Source organism: Paenibacillus sp. HB172176, from assembly GCF_011947265.1.
GTDB lineage: Bacteria > Bacillota > Bacilli > Paenibacillales > Paenibacillaceae > Pristimantibacillus.
Map to the genome: position 1 here is coordinate 1 of NZ_JAATHD010000064.1, position 1,688 is coordinate 1,688.

A 1,688-nucleotide genomic window follows, 5' to 3' on the forward strand; every position below is an offset into this window, starting at 1 on the left:
ATTCCTGGAATTATGGAAAAGTTAATGAAATATCAAGATAAGAAGATCATAGTATTGAAATCACCAAAAAATGTAGAAGAGCTTATCAAAAAGTTAAAGACAATTGGTGTAGGTTATTTCAGAGAAGGCGAGAACATCTCATAACACAGTATTCACGCTGCGTCGCCTCCGGCTCCTTGGTCCGGCCGAAGTAGAAGAAGCGGATTCAAAGTAGTAAATTCAGTAGCAGGGAAGCATAGTCAGCCGGACAACCTTGCACAGCCTAACCGCGTCGCGGCCACTCCCTTCGGTCGTTTAAGGCAGTGAAGGTTCGTGAATACAAGAACGTTATGTGAAACTCGCTAAGAGAGGATTAAAACCATGAATGAAAATCATGAACTTCAAGCAGTATTTATAGACCGAGATGGAACTATCGGTGGAACCGGTCATTTTATTCATCCCAATGATTTCAGCTTATTCAAGCACTCTCAAGAAGCTATAAATCTTTTAAAGGAGAACGGACTTAAAGTATTTGCATTCACGAATCAGTATAGAATTTCACGTGGAGAGGCAACGATTGAAGAATTTAAAGAACAGTTTGAAAGCTTTGGGTTTGATCATTCATATATTTGTCCTCATGAACAAGAATGCGAATGTAGAAAGCCTAAACCTGGAATGTTGTTAGAAGCTTCGAAAGATTATAATTTAAATCTATCAAGATGTGTGGTTATTGGTGATGTTGGGAGTACTGATATGTTAGCAGCTCATGCTATAGGAGCTAAAAAGATATTAGTTAAAACCGGTTGGGGAAAAGATTCCTTAACAAAATATAGAGAGAAATGGATAGAAGCAGAGCCCGAATACATCGCTGAAGATTTATTAGATGCAGTAAACTGGATAATAATGAAAAAGAAAAAGCTGTAAGTATATCTAAGAAGAGCGAGCATCACATAACACCGTATTCACGCTGCGTCGCCTCCGGCTCCTTGGTCCGGACCGAAGCAGGAAGATGAGGTTTCGAAGAAGATAATTCAGTAGCAGGGAAGATTATTCAACCGGACAACCTTGCACTGCCTAACCGCGTCGCGGCCGTTCCCTTTCGGTCACTTAAGGCAGTGAAGGTTCGTGAATACAAGAACGTTATCCGAAATCCGCACAGAATTAAAAAATAAAGAATTAAAGAATGAAAAACCTGGCGTTCCTTAGCTAAGTTAGTGATAATTTTTATAGAGCAGGTTGGTGAGTACCTAGATCATACGAATTGTATAAAACCGTTAGAAAGTTTTGTAAGTGGATTCGGGGTTGGCGGACATCGGATAACACCGTATTCACGCTGCGTCGCTATCGCTCCTTGGTCCGGCCGAAGCTGGAAGTAGAACGGCTAAAATGAAGCCGTTCTAGTAGCAGGGAAGCATAATCAGCCGGACAACCCTGCACTGCCTAACCGCGTCGCGGCCACTCCCTCCGGTCGTTTAAGGCAGTGAGGGTTCGTGAATACAAGAACGTTATAAGAAATAGCCGCAAGAACATTAACCCACAACCATAAGATAATCATTTAATACATATAAGTTTTCTTATCTATTTTAATCAGGAATAATTTTAATTCAAGGAAAAGGGGTTAAGGCTGAATGTCTTTTGGAACAGTAATATTTTTGAATGGAACTTCGAGTTCCGGGAAAACCAGTATTTCATTAGAATTACAACAAATT

Annotated in this window: 2 protein-coding genes; both read left to right on the forward strand. The window is 40.4% G+C overall.

The annotated features are described in order from the left end of the window. Positions 1–360: 360 nt before the first annotated feature. Complete coding sequence (locus tag HFP08_RS28720) at positions 361–903, forward strand: HAD-IIIA family hydrolase (protein WP_168124067.1); 543 nt, start codon at positions 361–363, stop codon at positions 901–903. Between the two features lie 704 nt (positions 904–1,607). Continuing rightward, positions 1,608–1,688 (forward strand): phosphotransferase-like protein (locus tag HFP08_RS29810; RefSeq protein ID WP_481856635.1); only part of this gene is annotated, 81 nt, incomplete at its 3' end.

Coding starts and splice junctions, on each gene's coding strand:
- HFP08_RS28720 (WP_168124067.1), top strand. CDS start 361: ATGAATGAAAATCATGAACTTCAAGCAGTATTTATAGACCGAGATGGA.